The organism is Uliginosibacterium sp. TH139, assembly GCF_002855595.1.
In the GTDB taxonomy this organism is placed as follows: Bacteria; Pseudomonadota; Gammaproteobacteria; order Burkholderiales; family Rhodocyclaceae; genus Uliginosibacterium; species Uliginosibacterium aquaticum.
Window position 1 is genome coordinate 561885 of the sequence record NZ_PKRR01000001.1, and the last position, 19303, is coordinate 581187.

Annotated in this window: 17 protein-coding genes; 12 read left to right on the plus strand and 5 right to left on the minus strand. The window is 60.9% G+C overall.

The genetic code is table 11. The features are described 5' to 3' along the window. Window positions 1-42: 42 nt before the first annotated feature. Window positions 43-1755 (plus strand): diphosphate--fructose-6-phosphate 1-phosphotransferase, encoded by a 1713-nt coding sequence (locus tag C0V76_RS02610; RefSeq protein ID WP_101940782.1) that lies wholly within the window; start codon window positions 43-45, stop codon window positions 1753-1755. A 204-nt stretch (window positions 1756-1959) separates the two neighbouring features. After that, window positions 1960-4059: a hypothetical protein gene (locus tag C0V76_RS02615; RefSeq protein ID WP_101940783.1), complete on the plus strand. Its 2100-nt coding sequence runs from the start codon at window positions 1960-1962 to the stop codon at window positions 4057-4059. 126 nt (window positions 4060-4185) lie between these two features. Here the strand turns inward: C0V76_RS02615 and C0V76_RS02620 are convergent, their stop codons facing one another. Both C0V76_RS02620 and ilvA read right to left on the minus strand, forming a co-directional pair. Continuing rightward, window positions 4186-4476, minus strand: a complete 291-nt coding sequence (locus tag C0V76_RS02620) for a hypothetical protein (RefSeq protein ID WP_216821624.1) — start codon at window positions 4474-4476, stop codon at window positions 4186-4188. Window positions 4477-4515: 39 nt separating this feature from the next. After that, window positions 4516-6042 carry a threonine ammonia-lyase, biosynthetic gene (gene ilvA / locus C0V76_RS02625; protein ID WP_101940784.1) on the minus strand — a complete coding sequence of 509 codons (1527 nt, stop codon included), beginning with the start codon at window positions 6040-6042 and terminating at the stop codon, window positions 4516-4518. A 158-nt stretch (window positions 6043-6200) separates the two neighbouring features. Between ilvA and C0V76_RS02630 the strand changes: the two genes are divergently transcribed. Together C0V76_RS02630 and C0V76_RS02635 are read left to right on the plus strand one after the other, a co-directional pair. Further along, a complete protein-coding gene (locus C0V76_RS02630; protein ID WP_101940785.1) occupies window positions 6201-7061 on the plus strand; it encodes a DMT family transporter in 861 nt (286 codons plus the stop codon). Window positions 7062-7202: 141 nt separating this feature from the next. Continuing rightward, complete coding sequence (locus tag C0V76_RS02635) at window positions 7203-8339, plus strand: PQQ-dependent sugar dehydrogenase (protein WP_101940786.1); 1137 nt, start codon at window positions 7203-7205, stop codon at window positions 8337-8339. 46 nt (window positions 8340-8385) lie between these two features. Here the strand turns inward: C0V76_RS02635 and C0V76_RS02640 are convergent, their stop codons facing one another. After that, the gene (locus C0V76_RS02640) at window positions 8386-9657 is read right to left on the minus strand and encodes an O-acetylhomoserine aminocarboxypropyltransferase/cysteine synthase family protein (protein WP_101940787.1); all 1272 of its coding nucleotides are present in this window, start codon (window positions 9655-9657) and stop codon (window positions 8386-8388) included. A gap of 147 nt (window positions 9658-9804) precedes the next feature. Between C0V76_RS02640 and pyrF the strand changes: the two genes are divergently transcribed. Next, window positions 9805-10620, plus strand: coding sequence for an orotidine-5'-phosphate decarboxylase (gene pyrF / locus C0V76_RS02645; RefSeq protein ID WP_101941033.1), 816 nt, complete (start codon window positions 9805-9807; stop codon window positions 10618-10620). A gap of 91 nt (window positions 10621-10711) precedes the next feature. On the opposite strand, the gene C0V76_RS02650 is transcribed toward pyrF, so the two are convergent. Continuing rightward, window positions 10712-10987 (minus strand): zf-TFIIB domain-containing protein, encoded by a 276-nt coding sequence (locus C0V76_RS02650; protein WP_173893963.1) that lies wholly within the window; start codon window positions 10985-10987, stop codon window positions 10712-10714. A gap of 605 nt (window positions 10988-11592) precedes the next feature. Continuing rightward, window positions 11593-12534 carry an integron integrase gene (locus C0V76_RS02655; RefSeq protein WP_101940789.1) on the minus strand — a complete coding sequence of 314 codons (942 nt, stop codon included), beginning with the start codon at window positions 12532-12534 and terminating at the stop codon, window positions 11593-11595. Between the two features lie 402 nt (window positions 12535-12936). Between C0V76_RS02655 and C0V76_RS02660 the strand changes: the two genes are divergently transcribed. The 7 genes from C0V76_RS02660 (at window position 12937) to C0V76_RS02685 (ending at window position 19297) form a co-directional block, all read left to right on the plus strand. Next, window positions 12937-13506, plus strand: coding sequence for an AAA family ATPase (locus tag C0V76_RS02660; RefSeq protein ID WP_216821626.1), 570 nt, complete (start codon window positions 12937-12939; stop codon window positions 13504-13506). 612 nt (window positions 13507-14118) lie between these two features. Next, a complete protein-coding gene (locus C0V76_RS19470) occupies window positions 14119-14619 on the plus strand; it encodes a hypothetical protein (protein ID WP_143707330.1) in 501 nt (166 codons plus the stop codon). Between the two features lie 532 nt (window positions 14620-15151). Continuing rightward, window positions 15152-15652: a hypothetical protein gene (locus C0V76_RS02665; protein ID WP_158239117.1), complete on the plus strand. Its 501-nt coding sequence runs from the start codon at window positions 15152-15154 to the stop codon at window positions 15650-15652. Beyond that, window positions 15636-15935, plus strand: coding sequence for a TraB/GumN family protein (locus C0V76_RS20420; RefSeq protein ID WP_371459959.1), 300 nt, complete (start codon window positions 15636-15638; stop codon window positions 15933-15935). Before C0V76_RS02665 ends, C0V76_RS20420 begins: the two co-directional genes overlap by 17 nt. A gap of 431 nt (window positions 15936-16366) precedes the next feature. Then, entirely contained in the window at window positions 16367-16810 is a 444-nt protein-coding gene (locus C0V76_RS02675) for a MarR family winged helix-turn-helix transcriptional regulator (protein ID WP_101940792.1), read from the plus strand. 1 nt (window position 16811) lies between these two features. After that, on the plus strand, window positions 16812-18365 hold the full coding sequence (locus C0V76_RS02680) for an MFS transporter (RefSeq protein ID WP_101940793.1): 1554 nt from the start codon (window positions 16812-16814) through the stop codon (window positions 18363-18365). 92 nt (window positions 18366-18457) lie between these two features. Then, entirely contained in the window at window positions 18458-19297 is an 840-nt protein-coding gene (locus tag C0V76_RS02685) for a VOC family protein (RefSeq protein ID WP_101940794.1), read from the plus strand. Window positions 19298-19303 lie beyond the last annotated feature (6 nt).

A 19303-nucleotide genomic window follows, 5' to 3' on the forward strand; every position in this document is an offset into this window, starting at 1 on the left:
ATATCCAGAACCTCCGCGTCAGAACCACGAGAGACCCCTGCCATGAGCACACTCGCCGCCCAATTGCAGCAGATGGAAAGCCATCGTTCCGTCTTCGAAAACGAAGTTCGCCAGCTGCCCCTGCCCACCTGCAACGCCTTTGGCACGGCGGCAGCGCCCCAGGCCATCGCCTTTGCCGCGAGCAGCCAGGTGCTGACGACCAAGGATAGCGCCACCGTGGCCCAACACTTCGCACAGAGCGTGAAGGCCTCGGGCAATGCCGTGCTGCGCGTGGCCGGCCCGGCGAGCCCACGCGTTTCCGGCAAGCGCGTTGCGGCCCTGTTCTCGGGCGGCCCCGCCGCGGGCGGGCACAACGTGCTGTGCGGCATCAAAAAGATGCTTGGTGCAGACAACACCCTGTTCGGGGTGAAAGGCGGCCCCAAGGGTTTGCTGGAAGGCAAACTGTTCGAGATCACCGATGCCGATGTGGCCAGCATCCTGAATACCGGTGGTTTCGACTTCCTCGGCACTGATCGCACCAAGATCAAGACGCCCGAGCAGTTCGAGCAAGTCAAGCAGACCTGCATTACGCACAATCTGGACGCCATCGTCATCATCGGCGGTGACGACTCCAACACCAACGCCGCGATCCTCGCCGAGTTCCTGTTCTCAGGCATCAAGGCCGACGGCTCCGGCGTGCAGGTGATCGGCGCGCCCAAGACCATCGACGGCGATCTGCAGGTGCCCGGCCTGCTGCCGATTTCCTTCGGCTTCGACACCGCTACGCGCATCTATGCCGAGCTGGCTGGCAACATCCTGCAAGACACCCGCTCCTCGATCAAATACTGGCACTTCATCAAACTGATGGGTCGCTCCGCTTCGCACGTGACCCTCGAAGTCGCGCTGCAGGTGAAGCCCGCCGTGACCTTGATCTCAGAAGAGGTTGCTGAGAAGAAGCTGTCGCTCTCCGCCATCGTCGAGCAGATTGCCAACGCGGTCATCGATCGTTACCGCAGCAAGAAACTCAAGCACGGTGTGGTGCTGGTGCCGGAAGGCCTGATCGAATTCATCCCCGAGATGAATGCGCTGATCGCCGAACTCAACGACAGCCTTGCGCATCACGCCGAGGCCTTTGCCGCGCTGCCGGTGGATGCCCGCCCGGCTTTCGTGGCCGCCAAGCTTTCGGCCGCCAACAGCGCGCTGTTCAGCTCGCTGCCCGGCTACATCATCAACATGCTGCTGGCTGATCGTGATTCGCACGGCAACCTGCAGGTGTCGTTGATTCCCACTGAGCAACTCCTGAGCGACATGGTGCGGGCACGCCTGCAGCAAGTCGCGCCGGAAGTGCCCTTTGCCACCCATCACCACTTCTTCGGCTACGAAGGCCGCTGCGGTGCGCCGACCCTGTTCGATGCCGCCTACACCTGGAACCTGGGCCTCACCGTGGGTGCCCTGATCCTCGACGGCCGTACCGGTTACATGGCCAGCGTGTCCGGCCTCAGCGCCGGTGGCGAGCCGCTGGCGATCCCGCTCTCCGGCCTGCTCAACATCGAGCGCCGCCACGGCAAGGATGAATACGTGATCGAAAAGGCGCTGGTACGCACCAGCGCGCCGGCGATGAAATTCTTCGTTTCGCGCCGCGAAGCCTGGGCGGCGGATGATCTCTTCGCCTCGCCCGGTCCGCGCCAGCTGTGGGGGCCGGCGGCCAAGCAGATGCCGATGACCGTGGCATTGAACGATGGCGCTGACTCGCTGCTGTTCAAGATCGGAGAGTAATCGCCCGGCATCAATCAAAAAGCCCGCTCGCATGAGCGGGCTTTTTCATGCTCGCGTACCAGAAGCGCACGCGAATCGCATCACGGGCTTGATCGAACCCAGATTGATAATTATTTAATCCGATTTACAATCTCCCTGCTGGCCTCCGCGACGAGGCCCATACCACAAGATCGGGCGCCCAAAGCCTGATTATCCGGGGACATCATGATCCGCTACAAACTGCTGCGCACGCCTGCGCCCTCTCTAATCGCATCCTGGGTCCTTATTGCGCTGACCGCCTGCGGTGGTGGTGGTGGCGCGACGAGCAACAACTCCAGCAGCGCTGCCGCATCGTCGAGCGCGAACAGTGTTTACGCCCCAATTTACGACTACGCCAGCGGCGGGCAGCTCAGCCTGCTCACTGGAAGCCTCGGCGGCTATGGCTATTACAACGGCGTCGGCACCAGCGCCCGCTTCGACGAGGCCACCGGCATTGCGCGCGATGCAACGACCGGCGACCTGTTCGTGACCGACAGATTCAACAATCTGATCCGCAAGGTCAGTGCCACCGGCACAGTCAGTACCTATGCAGGCATGCTTGGTAGCCACAACGGTGCCGATGGCCCCATCAGCAGCGCCAGCTTTGGCTATCCAAGCGGCATAGCCATGAGCAACACCGGCATCCTCTATGTGGCCGATGAGGGAGCGGACACCATCCGCAAGATTTCCGGGGGCGTCGTATCGACCCTAGCCGGCAGCACTAACGTGAGTGGCAGCGCAGACGGCTCCGGCAGCAGTGCCCGTTTCCACTCCCCGAGAAGCCTCGCCGTAGACAGCAATGGCAATGTGTTTGTTGCGGACCTCGGCAACCACACCGTCCGCAAAATCTCCAGCGGCGGGTTGGTGTCCACCCCCGCGGGTTCTGCAGGCCTGGTCGGCAGCACCGATGGCTCCGGCAACAGTGCCCGCTTCAGCTACCCCACCGCCATCGCCGTTGACGCCAGCAACAACGTTTATATCGGTGACACGAACGGCGTGCGAAAAATGACGGCAGCGGGGGCGGTCACCACCGTCATGTCCGACTCCACCCTCTCCGCTGCAGGCTGCGGCGGCACCATCACCGGGCTCGCCATCGACAGCGGCAGCAATCTCTACATCAGCTACTACCAACGGATCTGCAAGCTGAGCAGTGGCGGCACAGCGAGCCTGCTGGCCGGAAACAGCGAATCTGCCGTGATCGATGGCATTGGCAGCGCTGCCAGCGTCTACACTCAGGGGATGGTCATCGACGCCACCGGCGGCGCGCTGTATCTGGCGGACGCCTACGCTGTCCGTACCCTCAATACGAGCAGCGCCAGCGTCACCACGCTAGCTGGTAAAGGCCCCTACGTCGGCTACCTCGACGGCGCCACAAGCAACGCGCGCTTCCGCCAACCGCGCGGCATGGTGGCGGACGCTTCGGGCAACCTCTACGTCGCGGATTCCGGCAACTACCTCCTGCGCAAAATCAGCAGCAGCGGCATCGTCAGTACCCTCGCGGGCTCTGCCGGCCTCTGGGGCAATACTGATGGCAGCGGCAGTGCGGCGCGTCTGGGCTCCATCGGTGCCGTTGCCAGAGATAGCGCCGGCAACCTCTACCTGATGGACTCCTGCGCCCTGCGCAAGGTCACGGCAGCGGGTGTCGTGACCACACTTGCCGGCCTCGCCAGCACTTGCAGCACGCTGGACGGTACCGGCACTGCGGCCCGCTTCAGCCACTCAGACGCACTGACACTCGACCCATCAGGCAACATCTTCGTAGCCGAATACAGCACAAACGTGATCCGGAAGGTTAGCCCGACGGGCGTCGTGACCACCTTTGCGGGCAGCGCGGATTTCCCCGGCAGCAGCGACGGCAGCGGCACTGCAGCGCGCTTCGCCTATCCCGAGTCCATTGTGTCCGACAGCAGTGGCAACCTCTATGTCGCCGACACCGGCAACCACGCAATCCGCAAGATCACCCCGGCCGGTCTGGTCAGCACCTACGCGGGTAGTGCCACTACGGCCGGTTATGTGGACGGCAACCTGGGATCCTCCCTCTTCGTCGCGCCACGGGCGCTGACCTTTGATTCCAGCGGCAACCTGTATGTGGTGGACTCCAACACGGTACGCAAGATTTCGACCACTGGCTCGGTCAGTACCGTGCTAGGGAAAATGGATGAACTCTCGGTAGTCGTGACCGGCAGCCTGCCCGGCCACCTCAACCGGCCCTATGACATTGCCGTGATCGGCAAAAAACTCTACATCACCGACGAGAACGGCATCCTGGTCGCCGACATCCCCTGACCCACCCGCAATCACAAACAAAAAGGCCCGTCCAATGTGGATGGGCCTTTTGCTTTGTCTGATGCGAATTACATGTGGAAGGCCGCGAGCTTATTGCCATCCGGATCAATCAGTTTACGGAGCGCATCACCACGCGGACCAGGCTTGCCTTCGTCCTGAGCACCCAGTTCGATGGCCTTGGCGTGCCGCTTCACGACTGGGCATGTACAGCGCCACCATCGTGCCGTTGCCTACCGTTGCGGGCTGACCGTCGAAGGGCTTGATCACGCCCAGTGCGGGGCTGCTGTCATCCATGCCCCAGGCGGCGCTGCGTTCGGACTCCCACTGGCGCTTGGTGCCGATGCTGGCAAAAAGCGCATCGTAGAAAGCCGAGGCGCGGGCGAGGTCCTGGGTACCGAGGGTGACGTAACCGATCATGCTGAACTCCTTGAGGTTTGAAGCGGGGGCGCTGCGCGCTCAGCGCAGGAACAGGCGGTAGGCCGGGTTGGCAGTTTCCTCCACGCAGTCGTAGCCGACGCGGGCGAGGAAGGCTTCGAACTCGGCCGCATCCTCGGGCGGCACCTGCATGCCCACCAGTGCCCGGCCGAAGTCCGCGCCGTGGTTGCGGTAGTGGAAGAGGCTGATGTTCCAGTCCGAGCGCAGATTATCGAGAAAGCGCAGGAGGGCGCCGGGGCGCTCGGGGAAGATGAAGCGGTAGATGCGCTCGTTCTGCGCATGCGGCGCACGGCCGCCCACCATGTAGCGGGTGTGGGTCTTGGCCATCTCGTCGTCGGTCAGGTCCAGCGCCGGCAGGCCGGCAGTGGCGAGCTGCGCGACCAGCTCGCTGGCTTCCGCGCGCCGGGCGATCGAGACGCCGACGAAAACGTGTGCCTCGGCACCTTCGCTCAGGCGGTAGTTGAACTCGGTGACATTGCGCCCGCCGAGCAGGCGACAGAAAGCCTTGAAGCTGCCGGGCTGCTCGGGAATCGTCACCGCCAGCACGGCTTCGCGCTGCTCGCCAAGCTCGGCGCGCTCGGCCACGAAACGCAGGCGGTCGAAATTCATGTTGGCGCCGCTGGCCACTGCCACCACGCTGCGCCCGCTGCCGCCTTCGCGTGCCAGCCAGGCCTTAGCTCCAGCCAGGGCCAAGGCGCCGGCGGGTTCCAGGATCGAACGGGTGTCCTCGAACACATCCTTGATCGCCGCGCAGATCGCGTCGTTATCCACGAGCACGATTTCATCCACATACTGAAGACATAGCCTGAACGTTTCTTCGCCCACCAGCTTCACGGCCGCGCCGTCGGCAAACAGGCCAACCTGCGCGAGTTGCACGCGCTTGCCGGCGGCCAGTGATTGCGCCATGGCATCAGAGTCTACGGCTTCGACGCCGATCAGGCGCGTACCCGGGCGGATCCGTTTGATGTAGGCCGCCACGCCGGCGAGCAGGCCGCCGCCGCCCACCGCACAGAACACGGCATCGATCGGGCCGGAATGCTGGCGCAATATCTCCACACCGATCGTGCCTTGCCCGGCAATGACATCCGGGTCGTCGAATGGATGCACGAAGGTGAGGCCATCGCGGGCTTCGAGTTCGCGCGCATGGGCATAGGCGTCGTCATAGGAGTCGCCGGCCAGCACCACCTCGCCACCGCGGGCGCGGACCGCATCTACCTTGATCGCTGGCGTTGCCAGCGGCATCACGATCACTGCGCGGCAGCCGAGCTTTTGTGCGGACAGGGCTACGCCCTGGGCGTGATTGCCGGCCGAGGCGCAGATCACGCCACGCGCGCGCTGCTCAGGGCTGAGCTGCGCCATCTTGTTGTAGGCCCCGCGCAGCTTGAAGGAGAACACCGGCTGCATGTCCTCGCGCTTGATCCACACCTGATGGCCGAGGCCGGCCGAGAGCTTGGGGGCGAAGTCGAGCGGGGTTTCGCTGGCGGCTTCATAGACGCGCGCATCGAGGATGCGCACCAGGTAATCGTCGGGCAGGTGTTCGGAGGGCATGTCGCGGAGCCAGCAGGGAATGCAGGCTCCATTATGGCGACTTGGCGTGCCGAGCACATGCGCACAGCAGACCCTTTTGCTAGCATGCGGCTCCCGCCCCGTTTCCAGCCTGCCCGCAGGACAAGCCTGGCGGCTGAGCCTTCTCCCTCTCGCGCCGCATGCACCCCTCTGCTTCCCGCCCCAGTCTGCTGCTGTCTGTGCTCGCCTTGCTGGGCAGCATGGCTGCGCTATGCATCGGTTCGTCCTTCGCCAAGCACTTGTTCCCACTGATTGGTGCTGCGGGAACCACGGCCTGGCGCCTGACGGGTTCGGCCTTGCTGCTGGCCTTGTTGTGGCGGCCCTGGCGGCACTGGCCGGCGCGTGCCGAGCTGGGGCGGGTTCTGCAGTACGGCGCAGCGCTGGGGGCAATGAACCTGTCCTTCTATCTCGCCTTGCGCAGCTTGCCATTGGGCGTGTGCGTGGCGATAGAGCTCACCGGCCCGCTGGCGGTGGCGCTGCTCTCGGCCCAGCGCGCCGGGCACTTTGTGTGGGTGCTGCTGGCGGCGCTGGGCATTGTGCTGTTGCTGAACCCTTTTGCGCACGGCGCGCGGCTGGATCCGGTGGGGGTGGGCTTTGCAGTGCTGGCGGCCGTGTTCTGGGCGCTCTACATCCTGGCCGGCAAACGCGTGTCGCACCTGCACGCCGGCTTGTCGGTGTCGCTGGGCATGCTCACGGCGGCCGTGCTGGTGGTGCCTTTCGGGGCCTGGAGTGCGGGCCCACAATGGTTCAGCCCAAGCGTGGCGCTGTGGGGGCTGGGCGTGGCGCTGCTGTCGAGCGCGCTGCCTTACTCGCTGGAGATGATCGCGCTGCGCGGCCTGACGACGCGCGCCTTCGGCACCCTGGTGAGCCTGGAGCCGGCTATCGGCGCGCTGGCGGGTTTCGTGATCCTGGGCGAGCGCCTGACCGGCCTGCAGTGGCTGGCCATCGCCGCCGTCATGGCGGCGTGTGCGGGGACGGTGGGGGCGGCGGCAAGGGAGTAGACCTGGCGCAACCCGGGCCTGGAGCGCTCGCGGCAGTCCCGCCAGAAGTGGCCACAGATCCTGTAGCTGCGACTCTCTGAAGGGGGAACCCGCCTTTTACAATTCAGTCGAAGCCTGACCCTGACAAGAGCGAGTACGACGATGCGGATAGTCCGATACCTGAGCGCGGGTCTTGCCAGCCTGAACGCCCTGACTGCCCTGGCCACTGAAGCTCCGCGCTGTGATGCCGTGGCAGCGGTGCCGAGCCCGGGGCGCATCCAGCTCACGGAAGTGGCACGCGGGCTGGAGAACCCCTGGGCGCTGGTCTTCCTGCCCGATGGCCGCATGCTGGTCAGCGAACGCCCCGGGCGGCTGCGTATCGTGACATCGCAGGGCCAGCTTTCGGCTCCGTTGGCCGGGGTGCCGGCGGTAGTGGCGCGTGGCCAGGGCGGCCTGCTGGATGTGGCGCTGGATCCGGACTTTGCGCACAACCGTCTCGTCTATCTGGGCTACGCCGAAGCGGGCGAGGGGGGCGCCGGCACCGCCATTGCGCGCGCCCGGCTGGATGAGGCGGGCTTGGCCTTGCGCGAGCTGCGCGTGATCTACCGGCAGACGCCCAAGGTTTCCGGTAACGGCCACTTCGGCGTGCGTTTCGCGTTGGGTGCCGACGGCAAGCTCTACGCTGCGCTGGGCGAGCGGCAGAAATTCGAGCCGGCTCAAGACCCGCAACAAAGCCTCGGCAAGGTGATCCGCCTGAATCCGGATGGCAGCGTGCCGGCCGACAATCCCTTCGCGGGCAAGGCCGGCTGGTTGCCGGAAATCTGGTCGCTGGGCTATCGTAATCCGCAGGGCTTCGCCCGCCAGCCCGGGAGTGATCGTTTGTGGCTGGTCGAACATGGTGCGCGAGGTGGCGACGAGATCAATCTGCTTGCTGCCGGCACAAACTACGGCTGGCCGGTGATCAGCTACGGCACCCACTACACCGGGCTCAAGATCGGCGAGGGTCAGGCGAAGCCCGGCATGGCCCAGCCGCAATGCTATTGGGATCCTTCCATCGCGCCGGGCAATATGAGTTTCTACAGTGGCGACAAAGTCCCGGGCTGGCGCGGCAACCTGTTCGTGGCTGCGCTGAAGGATCAGGCGGTGCACCGCCTGACGCTGGATGGCACGCGCATCAGCGGTGCCGAGCGCATCCCGGTCGGCAAACGGGTACGCGATATCCGCGTGGGGCCGGATGGCTGGCTTTATCTCATCACCGACGAGTCCGAGGGCCAGATCCTGCGGCTGAGCCTGCAATGAAAAGAGCCGGCACGTGGCCGGCTCTTTTGATCTGCGTGAGATGCGTTCAGACCGCCGCCAGGGCCTGATCCAGATCGGCGATCAGGTCGTCGATATGCTCAATGCCGATCGACAGGCGCACCATGTCTTCCGACACGCCGGCCTTCTTCAACTCCTCGGCCGAGAGCTGGCGGTGCGTGGTGCTGGCCGGGTGGCAGGCGAGCGATTTCGCATCGCCGATATTCACCAGTCGCGTGATGAGCTTCAGCGCATCCTGGAAGCGCGCGCCGCCTTCGCGGCCGCCCTTCACGCCGAAGGTCAGCAGACCCGAAGCCTTGCCGCCGAAGTACTTGTCGACCAGCGGCTTCGAGGGGTGATCGGCCAGTCCGGCGTAATTGACCCATGCAGCCTTGGGATGCGTGCGCAGGAATTCGGCCACCTTGGTCGCGTTCTCCACATGGCGGTCCATGCGCAGCGCCAGTGTTTCCAGCCCTTGCAGGATCAGGAAGGCGTTGAAGGGCGAGATGCAGGCGCCCATGTTGCGTAGTGGCACCGTGCGGGCACGGCCGATGAAGGCCGCCGGGCCCAGCGCCTCGGTGTAGACCACGCCGTGGTAGCTCACTTCCGGCTCGTTCAGGCGCTTGAAGCGCGCCTTGTGCTCGGCCCACGGAAACTTGCCCGAGTCGACGATGATGCCGCCGATGCTGGTGCCATGGCCGCCCATGTACTTGGTCAGCGAATGCACCACGATGTCCGCGCCGTGCTCGATCGGGCGAGTCAGGTAGGGCGACGGCACGGTGTTGTCCACGATCAGCGGCACGCCACCGGCATGCGCCACTTCGGCGAAGGCGGCGAAATCCACCACGTTGCCAAGCGGGTTTCCGATGGATTCGCAGTAGATCGCCTTGGTGCGCTCGTCGATCAGCGCGGCAGCGCCCTGCGGATCAGACGCATCGACGAATTTCACCGTGATGCCGTACTGCGGCAGAGTGTGGGCGAAGAGGTTGTAGGTGCCGCCGTAAAGCGCGCTGGTAGCGATGATGTTGTCGCCCGCCTCAGCAATCGTGAGGATTGCGTAGGTGATCGCCGCCTGCCCCGAGGCCAGCGCCAGCGCGCCAATGCCGCCTTCCAGCGCCGCCACGCGCTGCTCCAGCACGTCGGTGGTGGGGTTCATGATGCGCGTGTAGATGTTGCCCTTGACCTTCAGGTCGAAGAGATCGGCGCCGTGCTGGGTATCGTCGAAGGCATAGCTGGTGGTCTGGTAGATCGGTACCGCCACTGCCTTGGTGGTGGGGTCCGGGCTGTAACCGGAATGGATGGCCAGCGTATCGAAGCGCATGAATATTCCTCCGTGATGAAGGAGGTGGATTCTGCGCGGTGAGGCCGGTACTGGAAAGCCCCTGTTTTGAATGTCCTTATGCCTGTGGGCAATAACCCGCAGCCTGCTGCGGTAAAATCGCGTCATCCCCTCTCTGCTGGACTCACCATGGCCTTCATCGACGACCTCGCCGCCGCCTGGCAAAAGAACAACTCCCTGCTGTGCGTGGGTCTGGACCCGGATCTCGCCAAGTTTCCCGCCCATCTGCAAGGCAAGCCGGACGCGATCTACGAGTTCTGCAAAGCCATCGTCGATGCCACCGCCGACGTCGCCTGCTCCTTCAAGCCGCAGATCGCCTACTTCGCCGGCGAATCCGCCGAAGCCCAGCTTGAAGCACTGATCGACTACATCCACGCCGAGTACCCGGACATTCCCGTCATCCTCGACGCCAAGCGCGGCGACATCGGCGCCACGGCGGCCCAGTACGCCCGTGAAGCTTTCGTGCGCTATCAGGCCGACGCGCTCACCGTGAATCCCTACATGGGCTTCGACTCGGTCGAGCCCTACCTCGAGTACCCGGATTGCGGCCTCATCGTGCTCTGCCGCACCTCCAACCCCGGCGGCTCCGACCTGCAGAACCTCACGGTCGATGGCGGCAAGAGGCTGTACCAACACGTTGCCGGGCTGGTTGCCGAGAAGTGGAACAAGCACGGCCAGGCCGCGCTGGTCGTTGGCGCCACCTTCCCGCAGGAGCTCGCTGACGTGCGCGCCATCATCGGCGACATGCCTCTGCTGGTGCCCGGCGTCGGCGCACAGGGCGGCGACGTGCAGGCCACAGTGAATGCAGGCAAGACCGCCGCCGGCCTCGGCCTGATGATCAACTCCTCGCGCGCCATCCTCTACGCCGGCAAGGGTGAAGACTTCGCCGAGCAGGCCCGCAAAGTCGCCATCGCCACCCGCGACGACATCAACCAGTACCGCTGAGCCGTGCCGCTTCATGCGGCAGCATCAGACGTGAAAACGGGCCGCATTGCGGCCCGTTTTGTTTGCACCGGATGGGCAAGAAAGAGGGTTCTCAGTCGAACAGCTCCTCGAAGAAGCTCTTCTTGCGCTTGTGGCGGTAGTGCTCGTCGTGCTGTGGGCGCGGTGTGTGCTGAGGAGGTGGTGCAGAGGCTGGCGCGACGGGGCGTGAAGCGCCGGCGGGCGCCTGCTCGGCGGCATTGCGCTCAATGATCTTGTCCAGCTCGCCACGATCTAGCCAGATCCCACGGCAGCCAGGGCAATAGTCGATTTCTATACCTTGGCGCTCGCTCATGATCAGGGTTTTGTCGGTACAGACGGGGCATTGCACGAGTTTCTCCGTGTGTGGCTGCAAAGTGGTTGATTGGACTGCTGGGGCTGCCGCCGGTTCAGTGCGCGGCATGTTTCGGCCGTCTTACTGTTGGGAAAATTAAAGCCTGTAACACACAACTACGTAATCATGGGGTTCTCGGCCTGCCTAAAAAAAGGGACCAAGCTGTAACAACAGCCAATATTTTGTATTGAGTTTCCTCGCTGGAAAATAAAGTCTGTAACACCCTGTGATCAGGGCTACCGAAACGCCCATGCCAATAGCTGTTTGGTCAAATTTGACACCAGGGAAAATACTGCAAAGGTCTGCTTAGAGACGACTTGGGCGGACTATGCATTAAGCTGGTGGCTGTGGAGTCTTGCTAAAGCACAATTCCCGGTGGTCGCTCAGCGGAGCATCTATCGGACTACAAAAAATTGCTATCTCGACAACTCAACGGCAGTTACTTTAGTGAAGCGGTTGTTCAGGACACGTGGCGAGTGAGTTCAACTCGGCTAAAGCGGTCTTTGTTGTTGATAAACAGAATGACTGCCACGTGACGCGAAGCAGCCATTCCTACAGCGAAGCCCGGTGGTTCTAGCACGCCGACAATGGTTGCCGGCGCCTCAAAGTGTGTCGAGCGGGCTCTTCACAAAGCGCGTTTCCTGAAGTACATGGGTATAGATCATGGTGGTCTGCAGATTGTTGTGACCCAGCAACAGTTGAATGGTCCGGACGTCCGTACCACTAGCCAACAGATGGGTTGCAAACGAATGCCGCAGCGTATGCACGCTTGCATGCTTATGGATGCCGGCATCGTTCAAAGCGGTTTTGAAGCTGCGCTGAATGGTAGAGGGAGAAGCAAACCAGCGTACCTGCTGTCCGCTTTTTCCCCAAGGTCGCATCACCGCTGAAGGGAACACAAACTGCCACGCTAAGGAGCTTGCCGCGCTCGGATATTTTTTCTCGAGTGCGTTCGGAAGGGGAGCAAGGCCGCCACCGCGCAGGCGATCGTCGGTGTGCAACTTTGTCACTCGCATCAACTGATCTTTCATGAGGTCTCGCAATCGTTCGGGCAGCATTGATGTCCGATCCTTACTCCCTTTCGCCGCACGGACATGGATTGCACCCGCATCAAAATCCACATCCTTGACGCGTAAGGTACAGCACTCATTGACACGCAATCCCGTTCCGTAGATTAAGCGTGCCATCAGCCCCGTTACGCCGGTCATCCTGTTCAATACCAAAGTCACCTCTGCCTGAGAAAGAACAACCGGAAAGCGCTTGCGTGCTTGTACACGTTGCAGCCCCTCGATTTGGGTCAGGGGACGCTCCAGTACTTCCTTGTAGAGGAATACCAAGGCATTCAACGCCTGGGTCTGCGTGGCTGCAGCCACACGACGATCCGCCGCCAGGTGGTTCAAGAACATAGCTACCTCGCGGCTACCGAGTTCTCGAGGATGGCGCTTGCCGTGAAAGAAAATGAAATGGCGCGTCCAATACCAATACGCCTCTTCGGTTCTAGGGCTGAAGTGTCGGCGCCTGCACACCTCGCTGAAGACCTGAATAAGGCGTTTGGGGGCGGGGCTATCGGGACCCCATAGCTGTCACTCCTTCTGATGAAATCCATAGAGTATCGCAAGCCAGCGCGTCCGCACTATTGGCACGCGTAGACGGACAGGCTGAAGGTATGTTTCAATGGAATCATATATTTAATGCGGATCTATCGTGTCCGTACTATTAACCGTAGACGGACCGATGGGTCCGTCTACTACCAGTTGGGCGTCATGATTTCGTCACAATTCGTTAGCCGCATCACATTGAAAAGAGACGAAGTCGAGTCGTTCGAGCGCTATCCATTTTCCCTGCCGGCAATACGATCATTGGATGTTCTTGAGCTACATCCTAAAGTCACTTTTTTTGTGGGCGAAAATGGGTCCTGAAAATCAACGCTACTCGAAGCTATCGCATTGTCACTCGGCTTCAATGCAGAAAGCGGGTCAAAGAATTTTCGTTTCGATACTCGCAGATCACACTCCGAACTTCATGAATATCTGCGCGTTGCGCGAGGAGTAAAGAAGCCGAAGGACGGATTTTTTCTCCGCGCCGAAAGCTTTTTTAACGTAGCCACGGAGATCGAAAACCTAGATAACGCAGAGTATGTAATGGGGCCACCCGTTATCAGTTACTTCGGGGGAAAGTCACTTCACGAGCAATCACATGGCGAGTCATTCCTAGCGTTAATGATGAATCGCTTTGGCGGCCAAAGCTTCTTTGTGCTTGATGAACCAGAGGCAGCGTTATCGCCGCAGCGACAACTAGCAATTTTGTCCCGCCTTCATGACCTAGTCCTGGATAAGTCGCAGTTCGTTATTGCCACACACTCGCAAATTCTTATGGCATATCCAGACTCATGGATTTACGCCTGCACTGCGGATGGTGTTGTTAGAGTCGAATACAAGGACACAGAGCACTATCAAGTTACACACGATTTTCTGTCTAACCCCGAAAGAACTTTGCGTGTCCTCCTTGATCGCTAAGACGCCCAACACTACAGTCGAGAGGGACAGCCACAAGCTGCGCTTGTGATGCCCTACGCTGCTTCGCAGCTCCGGCTGCCCCTCACTTCCACGTTAGGCGCCATGAAAAACGAGCCGCTAGATATCGAGGTCTATGCAAAGACAGGGGACACAGGTGCAGTCATCTCACTGCTGTCCAAAAATCTAGGCCCTTTGGCGGCTTCCACAAGTCCGTCTGAAGTTCAACTGGAGATCTACGAGTCAGCGAGCGTTTCAGTCGTCCTGCAGCCGCGCAAAGACAGCTTCCTCAGTGTCTGGGTGAGAGGAAGCAACGCATGGCCTTCATGCCCCGCCCTGGGGAGATATCTCGCCAGGGAACTGCGCTGCACTGTTCGCTGTGATCCAGAGCACGAGTTCCCCGAGGTCAGCCCCCATTCAAACGTGTTTCTAGAGATTGAGGGCGATCAAGAGCGCCTTATTCCTTGGGGATAGTACCTCGGTGATTGCAAGCACCATGGCGCCTAACCCTTCCATCGAGAGGGACGTCCAAGGGCTACGCCCTTGTCCGCCCCTCATGTCAAACGTTAGGCAAAAATGGTGGTTAAAGACTGGAGATGCCAAGATTGTAATACGATGAATTTCGGCACAGCTGCGTTATGCGCCAAGTGCGGATTAACATTGTCGTCGTTTGAATCGCAGAGGCCGGCGCTATCAACCTTCGATTTCATAACTGATAATCGGTTATTCCGTTCAATATCCGTAAGTCTTTGTCTTGCCGCTTTAGCTTCTCAAGGGTTCGCGTTGGCAACAAAGAATCCGGGGGCACCTACGATTGTTTTTTTCTTTTTAACAGTTTTTGTGGCCTTTGTATTGTCTTGGCCGCAAGCCGTTAGTCGCCGTATAAGAGTTGGCAAAACGGCGGCCTGGCTATCGTTCGCTGGCTACAGCCTCTTTTTCCTAGCTATCGGCATGTTTTCGGCCGCCGTGGGTGGAGGAGCAAATCCATTAGGTGCAGCCATGTTTGGCGCCTCAATTTTTCTGCTTGGAGATATAGCGCTGTTGATCGCATTGATTTCCATTCTTTGGGAAAGCCTACTCCCCCTGCACGATGGAGACCATGAAAAATCCGCCTAACCACTCCGTCGAGAGGGACCGCCCACAAGCTGCGCTTGTGGGTTCCCTTCGCGGCTTCGCCGCTACGGCGGCCCCTCACGTCAAACGTTCAAACGTCCGCTTTCAAATAGTCTGATCGTCCGCTCCGGGTCGGGTTGATCCAGACGTGGAATGGGAAAGCAGCCGCTGGCGGTCTGGTTGATGCGGGATAGATAATGAGTGGGTACAATCAGGCGCAAGTCGGCCAGGAGCAGCCTGTTGCGCCTTCCGCAGAGCGGGCATTCAGGTGACCGCTTCACTTTGAAACCAGCCAGACAGCCTGCGCGTGCAACTCGGCCAATTCAGCCGTTCAACCCCGCCGCTTGAAGTGCTGCAGTAACGCACAATGCCGTCGCCCGGCCTCTACCAAACCCGGGGATATTCATTGTTTGGTGACAGGCCGATTTCTCTGAAATGGATTCACGCGCAATGAAATATTTATTTTTGCCTGGTTTGTTTTTTTTTGCAGGTTATTTCTTCTGTGTGTTATGGCAGTTCGGAGATTTATGCCTGCTTGCGAGATGCCAGCAATCGCGAGATCCGCATTGCAGGTGAAACACACAAACCAGAATCCCCCCCGACTTTACCTCCTGGTGTTCTGGCGGGTATTGATGTTGTACTTTTGGAGGGGCGCGTCACTCCTCGCCCAGAGGAGCTAACGGCAATGCGCAAACGTTCCCCACGATTGCTCCGAGAGGTGTTGTCTGAATCGCTTGTCATAGAGCTTTCAGAGTATTTTAAAGTGGATGCGACGAAAGTGGCAGGGGTGGCGGCAAGCGGAGCTTTGGTGGAGCGGGTGTATGCGAAGAGCGTGATTGATCTCGGGCTTACAAAACCGCAGACAAGTGTTTCACCGAACGATATTGGCTTAGGACGACAGATCGATAAGAAAGCCCAGGAGTTGGGGGTAAAAACAGCTCAGCTTGAGGAGCTATTCCGGTATTTGGATGCGCTTGAAGGGGTGCCACAGCAAGATTATTCAAGGGCTATAGAGAACTTTGACGTGCTCCCGTGATCCCTTATGTATTGAGAAATATGCTGATTTAGGTGTAAGCGCCTCGCGTTGCAAAACAATTGATTGTCTTCGCGATACGTATGATTTCTCTAGGCGATCTGGACTTTATGAAGCCTTTGCGCTGCCCGCGCGGAATTCAAATATGTTAGAAGCAATACTTAGTTACATTCCCAGTGGGAACGTTCTCGTTCTTGTTGGGGCGCTACACATGCTTGGGCCACAGGGTTTAATCAGCCTTCTTCATGGTGAGGGCTTCAAAGATAGTGAGTGCGGGTTCAATTAAGCAAGTACCTCGTACGGCGCAGTAGCAGGGTGGAGTGAAACTCCACCGCATGCGGTGATCCGTGGTGGCGGAGTTTGCACTCCGTACACCTGAACGCCCGCCTTTCACTTTCCCGACCGTCCGCAGTGGGTCGGAAGTGGTCGTTGAAAAATGTAGAGACGCTAGGTCACTCAGCCAGATTTGTCGGTTAAGAGCGGCCCAACATAATTGGCAGAGTTCGCTTTAACCCTCCTCGTCTCTACTGACACGTCTCGTAATTCCGTTCTCGCCCGTATCTTGTTACAGACTAGTTTTTACTGTTACAGACTTTATTTTTACCAACATTACGAGGCGTTCGCGCAGTGGAGGTGACTCTTAATGGAAGGTTAAGACGGTTGTTATTAGCAACCATCTTGCTAGACTGTTGCGTATAGCAACCAAAGAATCTCCCCATGCACTCCCTCGATCCAAAGCAGGTTCTCGCTCAGCAGCTGCGAGAACTCATCCGTCTCTATCTTCTCGACCAGCGCCGCCACACGCACGCGCTGGGCTATTCACAGCACCATCGCTTGCTGATGCTTCTGCTGCGCAGCGGGCCGCTGACGCAGGGGGAGTTTGGGCGCGTGGCCGGGCTGGACAAGAGCTGGATCAGCCGCATCGTGGATCGCTTTGTGGAGGAAGGGCTGGTCACGCGCGAGCCCTTGCCAGAGGACCGGCGTTGCCTGCAACTGCACCTGACTAAGACCGGACTGGCCGAGGCGCGCAAGTTCGATGCGCTGCTTACCGCGCGGACCGAGGGCTTGTTTGCCGGCATTCCGGATGATCAGCATGGCTTGATCGGAGCCGCGCTGGAGTCCCTAGTGCAAGGGCTGCGAGTCCGCAGCGAGGAGCTCTGAAATGGAACATGCACCCCGCTCTTTCCGTGCCTCGCTGGCCGCAATGCTGGGCATCTGTCTGGTGATCATCCTGATTGCGCTGGATTCGACCGTGGTCGGCACCGCGATGCCGCGCATCGTGGCCGAGCTGCAGGGCTACGATCTCTATCCGTGGATCGCCTCGGCCTATCTACTGGGCAGCGCAATCACGATTCCGATTGCCGGGCGGCTCGGCGATCTGTATGGCCGCAAGCCTTTCGTGCTGGCGGCGATCATCACTTTTACGGTCACTTCGGCAGCCTGCGGCTTCGCCGGCAGCATGACGCAGCTGATGCTGGCGCGCGGTCTGCAGGGCATCGGCGGTGGCATGCTGGTGGGCGTGGCTTTTGCCTGCGTACCGGATCTGTTCCCGGACCGCGCCCAGCGCGTGCGCTGGCAGGTGCTGCTGTCGGCCAGTTTCGGCGTGGCCTCGGCGCTCGGGCCGACCCTGGGTGGCTGGCTCACTGAGCATTTCGGCTGGCGTTCGGTGTTCACCATCAATCTGCCGGTGGCCGTGCTGGCGCTGCCTATGGTGTGGCGCTATCTGCCCCACATCGTGCATCACGAGGAGGGCGACCGCAGCATCGACTGGCTCGGTGCCCTGCTGCTGGCGGTGAGTGTGACGACCCTGTTGCTCGGCTCGGAAGCGATCCAGACCCATGGCTTTGCCGACTGGCGTGGCCCGGCCTTGATGTTGGGCGCCATCTTTTGCGGGGCGCTCTTCGTGTGGCATCAGCACCATTCCGCTTCGCCGATCATTCCGCCGCGCCTCTTCGCCAATCGTGATGCGCTGAAACTGATGGCCCTGGGCTTGCTGACCGGGTTGTCGATGTTCGTGCTGGTGTTCTACTCGCCGCTGCTGCTGCAAGGCGGTTTTGGCTTCTCACCCAAACAGGCCGGTTATCTGATGACGCCGCTGCTGGTGTGCATCACGCTCGGCAGCATCGTGAATGGCCGCATTCTGCCGCGCGTGGCGCGCGCCGAGCGGGTGATTGCCTGGGGCCAGATCGGCACGCTGGTCAGCTGCCTGTGCCTGAGTCTGCTCGGGCCGGGCGCGCCGAACTGGCAGATCCTGCTGCAATTTGCCCTGTGCGGCTTCAGCCTGGGCTTCCAACTGCCCAACCTGACCCTGCAGATGATGGCCGTGGCGGGCAAGCGTGATCTGGGCGTGGGCTCGGCGCTGATCCAGACCACCCGGATGATCGGCAGCATGCTCGGCGTGGGCATCGCTGGCGTGATGGTCAATGCCCGCTACGCGCACGATGCAGGAGGGGCGGTGGCAGCCCTGAAGCTGGAGTCAGCGGCACTGGAGAGCCTGATGGATACGCCACAGATTCTGATCCGGGCGGCTGATCAGCAGGCGTTGGCCGAGCTGGCGGGCAGGCTGGGCTTTGATGCAGCGGCGCTGATCGAGCAGGCGCGTCACGCACTGGTGGGCGGAATCCACCTTGGCTTCGTGCTCTGCGCGATCATGGCCGCGCTGAGCATTGCAATCAGTTTGCGCTTGCCGCGTTACGAGATCGCGAAAAAAAGCTAGGATTGCGCGCAGCAAGCTTCCGAAGCATTTCACGGACAGCCGGGCGCGGTTTGCCAGGCTGCTGCCACCCACCCGTTTCCCGAGGCAATTCCATGGCGATCTATCAGGGCATCGAACACGTTGCGGTTTTTTCTGCCGACACCACGCGCCTGCGTGACTGGTATGTGAAGAATCTCGACATGAAGTGCATCTTGGATAACGGCGCAGGTGTGTATTTCCTGCTCATGGCCAACGGCTCGATGATCGAGCTGGTGCCGAGCCAGGAGCCTTCGCTGTGTGCCGGCAAGCCCCAGGTCAAGGACAGCGGCTTGCGCCACATCGCGCTGGCGGTGGATGCGCATGATTTTGGTGAGGCGGTGCATCGCCTGGGCGAAAGCGGCGTGGAAACCATTGGCAAAACGCCACACCAGTTCCCGGAAGGTCTGGCGACTTATCACTTCCGTGATCCGGACGGCAACATCCTGCACCTGATCTCGCGCCCCAACCGCCTCTCGCTGGCGATGCCGCCACGCCTTGCCGACGCACCGAAGAACGTGCTGATCCAGGGCATCGAGCACACCTGCATCATCGCCAGGGATCCGGAGGCGCTGCGCGCCTGGTATATCGACGCGCTCAAGTTCCAGCTGATCGTGCGCGACGATGGTCATGGCACGGCCTTTGTATTGGCAGCCGATGGCAGCTCGATCATCGAGTTCATTCAGGCCGAGCGTGAGATCGGCACCGAGCACTATCGCGCTCAGGGTATCCGTCACATCGCGCTGCGCATGAATGCGGCGGATGTGGCCGAGGGCGCTGGCCGCCTGAAGGGCCGTGGCGTCGAAGTGCTGGAAGACTACAAGGCGCTGGAGAATGGCGTGCAGTTGTTCTTCTTCCGCGACCCAGAAGGTAATGTGCTGCATCTGGTTGGCCGCACCGAGCCGCTCGCAAAATAAGGATTC